General features: G+C 73.4%; 4 protein-coding genes and 1 pseudogene. 2 read left to right on the top strand and 3 right to left on the bottom strand.

The window, feature by feature from the left end:
- The 3 genes and pseudogenes from ACFE86_RS05465 to ACFE86_RS05455 form a co-directional block, all read right to left on the bottom strand.
- Nucleotides 1–563: pseudogene (locus ACFE86_RS05465) on the bottom strand (acid phosphatase); the annotation flags it as partial.
- Nucleotides 564–735: 172 nt separating this feature from the next.
- The gene (locus ACFE86_RS05460; protein ID WP_375454308.1) at nucleotides 736–2,136 is read right to left on the bottom strand and encodes an amidase; all 1,401 of its coding nucleotides are present in this window, start codon (nucleotides 2,134–2,136) and stop codon (nucleotides 736–738) included.
- Between the two features lie 10 nt (nucleotides 2,137–2,146).
- Nucleotides 2,147–3,745 carry an ABC transporter substrate-binding protein gene (locus ACFE86_RS05455; RefSeq protein WP_375454307.1) on the bottom strand — a complete coding sequence of 533 codons (1,599 nt, stop codon included), beginning with the start codon at nucleotides 3,743–3,745 and terminating at the stop codon, nucleotides 2,147–2,149.
- 207 nt (nucleotides 3,746–3,952) lie between these two features.
- Here ACFE86_RS05455 and ACFE86_RS05450 point away from each other — a divergent pair, with 207 nt between their 5' ends.
- Together ACFE86_RS05450 and ACFE86_RS05445 are read left to right on the top strand one after the other, a co-directional pair.
- Entirely contained in the window at nucleotides 3,953–5,497 is a 1,545-nt protein-coding gene (locus ACFE86_RS05450; RefSeq protein WP_375454311.1) for an acetolactate synthase large subunit, read from the top strand.
- Between the two features lie 160 nt (nucleotides 5,498–5,657).
- Nucleotides 5,658–8,015 carry a penicillin acylase family protein gene (locus ACFE86_RS05445; RefSeq protein WP_375454306.1) on the top strand — a complete coding sequence of 786 codons (2,358 nt, stop codon included), beginning with the start codon at nucleotides 5,658–5,660 and terminating at the stop codon, nucleotides 8,013–8,015.
- The last annotated feature ends 51 nt before the right edge of the window (nucleotides 8,016–8,066 follow it).

The following is an 8,066-nucleotide window of genomic DNA, read 5'->3' as shown; positions in this document are numbered from 1 at the left end:
GCGTAGGCCCAGCCCTGCGTCGCGTGGCCCGAGGGGTAGCTGAAGCTGTCGGCGAGCGCCTGGGTCCGCTGCACGCAGATCGGCGCGTCGTTGCCGACGAAGGGCCGCAGGCGGCGGTAATGCACCTTCGGTCCGCGGGTGACGCCGGCGATGTCGAGGCGGGCGCGCTCGAACAGGGTGATGACGGCGGGCACCCGCGCCTGGTCGATCCGGGTGCCGAGCACGCAGGCGAAGGTTTCGAGGATCGCCGCCGCCCCCTCCGCCACGTCGTTGGCCGCCAGCTCCCAGCGCGGGCTGCCCTTCAGCGTCCGCGTGGCGTTGAAGGCGGTGCGGTCGGCCGTCTCCAGGGTCGAGCGGCTCGCCGGCGGCGGCGGCAGGATCTGCGTGGTGTCGGGCGCGGCCGCCTCGCTGAGGTAAGGCTTCAGCGCCGGCCGGCCCGGCCGGATCGTGTCGGCGCCGACCGAGGGCGCCGCGGATTCCGGGAACGGGGCCGGCGCGGGCTGCGCCGAGGCGGGCGGGGCGACGAGGGCGAGTAGCAGCAGGGCGGGCAGGCAGCGAGGCATCGGGTCCGTCATCCGTGGCGGTCCCGACAGCCATAACGCCCCGATCCTGAACGGGATACCGCGGATGTGGCGATATCCTTCCGGGTCGACGTCCAGGGCGGTTCAAGCCGGCGGTTCAAGCCCCTGCGCGGCCGGTCCGTCGCGCTCCGCGCCGCCCGGCCGCAGGCTCGCTTCAGAGCCCCGCCGGCACGCGCAGGTGCCAGTCGGTGGCCCGCTGGAAGGCTTGGCCGATGCGCAGGGCCATCGCCTCGTCGTAGCCGCGGCAGGCGATCTGCAGGGAGAGCGGCAGGCCGGAGGCCGAGAACCCGTTCGGCAGGCTCAGCCCGCAGAGGTCGAGCAGGTTGCCGAACCGGGTGAAGCGCGACGGCAGGTGCGCCTCGTCCACCTCGGAAAGCGGCACCGCTGCGGTCTCGGTGGTCGGCGTCAGCAGCGCGTCGATGCCCGCCCAGGCGAGGCCGAGCGCGCGCTTCAGCGCGTCGCGGCGCTGGAGCGTGGCGAGGTAGTCCTGCGCCGAGACGGTCTTTCCGGCCAAGATACGCCCGCGCACAGCATCGCCCAGCGGCGCGGCGGGGTCCTCGGCGAGCGCGCCGTTGACGAAGTAGGCCTCGGCGTTGGTGATGCCGCTCATCGCGACGAGGTCGGCGAACCGGAACGGCAGCGCGACGGCGACGATCTCGGCGCCGAGGTCGGAGAGCACGTCGAGCGAGGCGTCGTAGGCCGCGAGCATCTCGGGCGAGCAGCCCGCGCGCTCGACGTCGGGCATCCGCGCCAGCCGCAAGCCGCGCACGCCGCGGTCGAGCGTCGCGAACGGGTCGGCCGGCAGGATGCCGCGGGTCGTCGGGTCGAGGGGGTCGGCGCCGGAGATCGCCGCGTAGAGGAGCGCCGCGTCCGCGACGGTGCGGGCGAGCGGCCCGGGGGTGTCCAGCGTCGTGCTCAGCGACACGATGCCGTGCGTTGAGACCCGGCCGACCGTGACCTTGAGCCCGGTCAGCCCGCAGAAGGCGGCGGGCAGCCGCACCGAGCCGCCGGTGTCGGTGCCGATGCCCCAGGGCGCCATGCGCGCGGCCACCGCCACGCCGGTGCCGCTGCTCGACCCGCCGGGGGTGCGCGGCACGTCGAGGTCCCACGGGTTCCAGGGCGTGCCGAGATGCGGGTTGGTGCCCCAGCCGCCGTAGGCGAACTCGACGGTGTGGGTCTTGCCCAGCACGATCATCCCCTGCGCGATCAGGCGCTGGGCGATCGTCGCGGTGCGGGTGGCGCGGCGCGCACGGTGGGCGGCCGAGCCGCCCAGGGTGATGCGCCCCTCCAGGTCGATCAGGTCCTTCAGCACGATCGGCACCCCGTGCAGGGGGCCGACCGCGTGGCCGGAGCGGATCGCCCGGTCGGCGCCCTCGGCGGCGAGCCGCGCGTCGGCGGAAAACACCTCGGTGAAGGCCCGGAGCTTCGGTTCGTGGGCCGCGATCCGGGCGAGCGATGCCTCGACCGCCTCCACCGGCGAGAGTGTTTTGCCGGCAATCCGTTTGGCCAGCACCGCGGCCGGGAGGAGCGCCGGATCGTCGATCGTGTCCGTCATGGGGGAACGCCTACGGCATGCTGACGCGGGTGAGGTCGACGAACCAGGATTGGGGCGAGACGAAGCCCTTCACCTTCGGGCTCATGCCGCGGGGGTTGAGGTCGTGGACCACGTAGAGCCACGGCGGATCGTCGACGAGGCGCTCGTGCGCGGTCCGGGTCGCGGCGGAGATCGCCGCCGGATCGCTCGATTCGGCGAGCGTCCTCAGGGCGGTGTCGAAGGTCGCATCCTTCCAGTTCGGGAAGTTGAAGCCGTTCGGCGGGAACCGGTCGGCCCCGAAGTAGCGCACCATCACGCCGGCATCCGAGGAGGGCGACGACACGTTGAGCGCGTTCGAGCCCTGAAGGCCCGGCGCGTCGGGCAGCGCCCGGGCGGAATTGAACAGGACCGTCCACTCGACGACGTTGAACGACACGTCCACGTCGCAGGCCTGCTTGAGGTTCTCCTGCAGGAACTCGTTCATCGGCATCGGCGACATCTGCCCGGAGCCCGAGGCCGAGATCATCACCTTGATCGACAGCGGCTTCTTGGCCGCGTAGCCGGCCTCGGCGAGCAGCGCCTTGCCCTTCTTCGGGTCGAACCCGTAGCGGTTCTGCGGCGATCCGAAATCCGGGTCCTTGTCGTTGAGCCAGCCGGTGGCGGGCTCGGCGGTGCCGTTGAGGAAGCTGACCACCGCCGAGCGGTCGATGCAGTAGTTCAGGGCCTGGCGCACGCGCACGTCCTTCACCGGGCTGCCCGTCGCGCCGATGTTGAACATCCACGGCCAGATATGCGGGTAGCTGCCGGTGGTGATCGTGAAGCCCGCCTGCTTGAGCGAGGGGATCGCGTCCGGCGCCGGCACCTCGATCCAGTCGACCTGGCCGGCGCGCAACGCCGCGATCCGGGCGTTCGCCTCCGGGATCGGCATCATCCGGACCTTGTCGACCTTCGCCGTCCGGGCCTTGTCCCAGTAGCCGTCGTTGCGGGCGAGATCCACGGATTCGCGCGGGCTCACCTTGACGATGCGGAACGGCCCGGTGCCGGCGGCCGGCACGGAGGGCACCTTCGCCCAGTCGCGCCCGGCCTTCTCGAAGGAACTCGGCGCGGTGAACAGCAGGTAGACCGCCATGTAGGGGAAGTACGAGGCGGGCTGCGTCGTGGTGATCGCCACCGTGCGGTCGTCGATCTTCCTGTAGCTGCCCAGGATCGGCACCCGCGCGCGGGAGATGCCCGCCCCTTGCGCCTCGAACTGCGGGCTGTCGTTCTTGAAGTAGCGGTCGAGGTTCCAGATCACCGCGTCGGCGTCGAACTTCGTGCCGTCGTGGAAGGCGACGCCGTCGCGCAGGTGGAAGGTCCACACGCGCTTGTCGTCGGCCGACTGCTCCCAGGCGGTCGCCAGGCCCGGCATCAATCCGGCGGGCGCGTCGGTGCGGGTGAGGTCCCATTGCACCAGCCCCTCGAAGATCGGGTAGCCGAGGAAGCGCAGCCCCTCGAAGCCGTTGTTCGGCATGCCGGTGGCGGTGGGGATGTCGGTCGCGGTCATCGCGATGCGCAGCGTGGTCTCGGCCAGCGCCGGCGCGGCCGCCAGCGCGGTGGTGACGGTGAGGGCAGCCAGGGTTCGGCCGGGCATCGCGGGCCTCTTTCGACGGGGTCGGGAGCGCCCGCCCGGCAAGTCCCGCGCCAGATGCGGCCCTTCGCGCGACCCTTCGCGACCCTTGGCGCGGCGCGACGGCCCCGGCACCGGCGTTGCATCGCGGGCCTTGCGCGGCCGTATCGCGCGGCGCCACGATGGCGCGCGCCCGCGGACGGCATGAGGACGGATACGGTGGCAGCAGCGATGAACGGCGCCGAGAGCTTGGTCCGCACCCTGGTCGCCGGCGGCGTCACGGTGTGCTTCACCAACCCCGGCACCTCCGAGATGCATTTCGTGGCGGCGCTCGACCGGGTCGAGGGCATGGCCTGCGTGCTGTTCCTGTTCGAGGGCGGGGCGACGGGGGCCGCCGACGGCTACGCGCGCATGGCCGACAAGCCGGCCTCGACGCTGCTCCATCTCGGCCCCGGCCTCGCCAACGGGCTGGCCAACCTCCACAACGCGCGCCGCGCCCGCTCGCCCCTCGTCAACATCGTCGGCGAGCACGCCACCTACCACCGCACCTACGACGCGCCGCTGACCTCCGACATCATGGGGTTCGCGGCGCCCGTCTCGGCGTGGCTGAGGATGGGGACGACGGCCGAGGTCATCGCCGCGGACGGCGCCGACGCGATCGCCGCCGCCCGCACCGCGCCCGGCCGCATCGCCACCCTGATCCTGCCCGCCGACACGGCGTGGAACCCCGGCACCGGCATCGCGCCGGTGCCGCCGATCCCCGAGCGCGCGCGGGCGGGCGACGCGGCGATGGCGCAGGCGGTGGCGGCGCTCGCCTCCGGCGAGCCGGTGGTGCTGCACTTGAGCGACCGCGCGGTGCGCGGCGAGGGCCGCCGCATCGCCGCCCGCATCGCGAAAAAGACCGGCGCGCGGCTTCTGGCGATGACCGCCAACGCGCGGATCGACCGCGGCGCCGGCACGGTGCCGATCGAGCGCCTGCCCTATCCGATCGATGCGGCGATCGAGACGCTGGCGCCCTATCGCCACATCATCCTGGTGGGCGCGACGCAGCCGGTCGGGTTCTTCGCCTATCCGGGCAAGCCGAGCCTGCTCGCGCCCGCCGACAGCGCGACGATCGTGCTCGCGACCCCGGAGGAGGACCAGATCGAGGCGCTGGAGCGCCTCGCCGAGGCCGTCGGCGCGCCCGCCGACGCAGGTTCCGCCGCCGGGCCGCGACCAAGCCTCCCAAGCGCGGGCCCGCTCGCCGACGACACGATCGGCCGGGTGCTCGGCGCGCTGATCCCCGAGGGTGCGATCGTCTGCGACGAGTCGATCACCACCGGGCGCACCTTCTTCGCCGCGACCCATGAGGCCGCGCCCCATAGCTGGCTCCAACTCGGCGGCGGCGCGATCGGGCTCGGCATCCCGATGGCGACCGGCGCGGCGATCGCCTGCCCCGACCGCAAGGTGATCGCGCTCCAGGCCGACGGCAGCGCGCTCTACACGGTGCAGGCGCTCTGGACCCAGGCGCGCGAGCGCCTCGACGTGGTGACGCTGATCTGGTCGAATCGCGCCTACGCGATCCTGCGGCACGAACTCGCCAACGTCGGCGCGGCCAATCCCGGCCCGAAGGCGATCGGCATGCTGACGCTCGACGACCCCGCCATCGACTGGGTCAGCCTCGCCAAGGGGTTCGGCGTGGAGGCGAAGCGGGTGGAGACGCTGGCGCAGTTCATCGACGTGTTCCGCGCGGCGCTGGGGCGGCGCGGGCCGTTCCTGATCGAGGTGGCTTTGTGAAGAGCCCGAGCGCAGCGAGCCCTCCCCCCTCTGCGGGGGAGGGTGGGCCTCGGCTCACGCGAGGGTCGGGAGAGGGGAGCGACGGTGCCGGAAATGTCGCTCCCCTCTCCCGACTTAGCTCGCGGGCCACCCTCCCCTGCAAACAGGGAGGGAAGAGGGCGTGAGCGACTTCACCTTCACCCTCCCCGGCCTCGCAGCCCCCGCCGAGATCCGCGTCGATCGCTACGGCGTCCCGCACATCCGCGCGGCCACGCAGGACGACGCCTTCCGCGTGCAGGGCTTCAATGCGGCGCGCGACCGGCTGTGGCAGCTCGACCTGTGGCGCAAGCGCGGGCTCGGGCGGCTCGCGGCCGATTTCGGGCCGGGCTACCTCGCGCAGGACCGGGCGGCGCGGCTGTTCCTCTACCGCGGCGATAGGGAGGCGGAGTGGGCCGCCTACGGCCATCCGCGCACCAGGGCGATCGTCACGGCCTTCGTCGCGGGCCTCAACGCCTACGTCGCCCTGACGGCGGACGAGCCCGGCCTGCTGCCGCCGGAATTCGCGGCGATGGGCACCCGGCCGGCCGTGTGGACGCCCGAGGACGTGGTGCGCATCCGCAGCCACGCGCTGGTGCGCAACGCCGCCTCCGAGGTCGCCCGCGCCCGCGTGCTGGCGCGCGCCGACGTGGCGACCGACGCCCTGCGCCAAGCCTTGAGCCCACCGCACGCGACGGTTCCTTCGGATGGTCTTGAGTCGGCTCAATGGCCGGCCGATCTCCTCGACGTCCTGCGACTCGCCACCGCCCCGGTCGGGTTCGATCCCGCCCGCCTCGCCGCCGCCCGCGACGCGGCCTGGGCCTGGACCCAGGTCGACGCGCATGGCGGCGTCGGCCGGTCCGTGCCCGCCGCGGTGCCCGAGCCGGCGGGCGACGGCTCGAACAACTGGGCGGTGGCGCCCGCGCGCACCGCCACCGGGCGGCCGATCCTCGCGAGCGACCCGCACCGGGCCTACGCGCTGCCGGCGCTCCGCTACGTCGTCCACCTCACGGCGCCCGGCCTCGACGTGATCGGCGCGGGCGAGCCGGCGCTGCCGGGCATCGCCATCGGCCACAACGGCACGGCCGGCTTCGGCCTGACCATCGCCCCGATCGACCAGGAGGACGTCTTCGTTCTCGACACCCACCCGGAGGACCCGGACCTGTTCCGGTTCGCGGACGGCTGGGAGCCGATCGCGCGGGTGTCGGAGGCCGTTCCCGTGCGGAGCGGCCCCGACGAGACGGTGGTGCTCGGCTTCACCCGCCACGGCCCGGTGATCTGCGAGGACCGCGCGGGCCGAAAGGCGTTTGCGGTCCGCACCGTCTGGTCCGAGCCGGGAACCGCCGCCTACCTCGGCAGCCTTGCCTATCTCGACGCCGCGACGCCGGAAGCCTTCGGCGCGGCGCTCCGGCACTGGTCGGCCCCCTCCGTCAACCAGGTCTATGCCGATACCGGCGGGCGGATCGCGTGGTTCATGGCCGGCCTCGCGCCCATCCGCCCGAACTGGGACGGGCTGCTGCCGGTGCCGGGTGACGGCCGCTACGCCTGGGCCGGCTTCCACGAGGCCGACGCGCTCCCACGGCAGATCGATCCATTAGCCGGCTATGTCTACAGCGCCAACGCGATGAACCTGCCCGACGGCTACCCGGCGGAATCCCGGAAACTCGGCTTCGAGTGGCACGAGCCGTGGCGGGCGCGGCGCATCCAGACGGTGCTGGCGCACCAGCCGCGTCACGCGCTCGCCGATTCGCAAAGCCTCCAGGGCGACGACGTCTCCGAGCCGGCCCTGCGGCTCGCCCACCTCGCCGCGACCCTGCCCCGGCCCGAGGACGCCGAGGCGCGCGCGGCGATCGCGCTGCTGGAGAGCTTCGACGGCCGCCTGCACGAGGATTCCGCCGCCGCCGCCCTCGTCGAGGTGTTCTGGGCGCATCACCTGTGCGCCGGCCTGCTCGCCGCCCTCGTCCCCGACTCGGAGACCCGCCGCCTGCTGCCGCCGGGCGACATGCAGAGCCTGCTCGACCGGCTGGAGAACCCGCGCCCGCCCCTCGACGCGCCGGCCCGCGACGCGCTTATGGCGACCGCGCTCGCGGCCGCGTGGCGCGATTGCGCGGCCCGCCTCGGGTCCGATCCCGCGGCCTGGGCCTGGGGACGCCTCCACCATGCGCTGTTCACGCATCCGCTGGCCGCGCAAGGCTTCACCGGCCACGATGTCGGGCCGCTGCCGAAGGGCGGCGCGGGGCCTTGCGTGATGCACGCCGCTTACGACCCCGAGACCTTCCGGCTCACCCACGGGGCCTCGTTCCGGATGGTGCTCGATGTCGGCGCCTGGGACGAGAGCGTGTTCATCAACGCGCCGGGCCAGTCGGGGCATCCGGACAGCCCGCATTACGCCGACCACGCGCCGGCCTGGGCGAAGCGCGGCTACCGCCCGCTGCTCTATTCCCGTGCCGCGATCGACGCCGCGACCGAGACGGTGATCGCCCTGGTGCCGGCCGGTGCATGACGTGCTGCCGGACTTATCATGTCTAGGCACCGGCGGCGTGAGGCGGAGTTC

Origin of the sequence: uncultured Methylobacterium sp. (assembly GCF_964244095.1) — a bacterium.
GTDB lineage: Bacteria > Pseudomonadota > Alphaproteobacteria > Rhizobiales > Beijerinckiaceae > Methylobacterium.
This window is presented reverse-complemented; position numbering and strand designations above follow the sequence as displayed.

Coding starts and splice junctions, on each gene's coding strand:
- ACFE86_RS05450 (WP_375454311.1), top strand. CDS start 3,953: ATGAACGGCGCCGAGAGCTTGGTCCGCACCCTGGTCGCCGGCGGCGTC.
- ACFE86_RS05455 (WP_375454307.1), bottom strand. CDS start 3,745: ATGCCCGGCCGAACCCTGGCTGCCCTCACCGTCACCACCGCGCTGGCG.
- ACFE86_RS05460 (WP_375454308.1), bottom strand. CDS start 2,136: ATGACGGACACGATCGACGATCCGGCGCTCCTCCCGGCCGCGGTGCTG.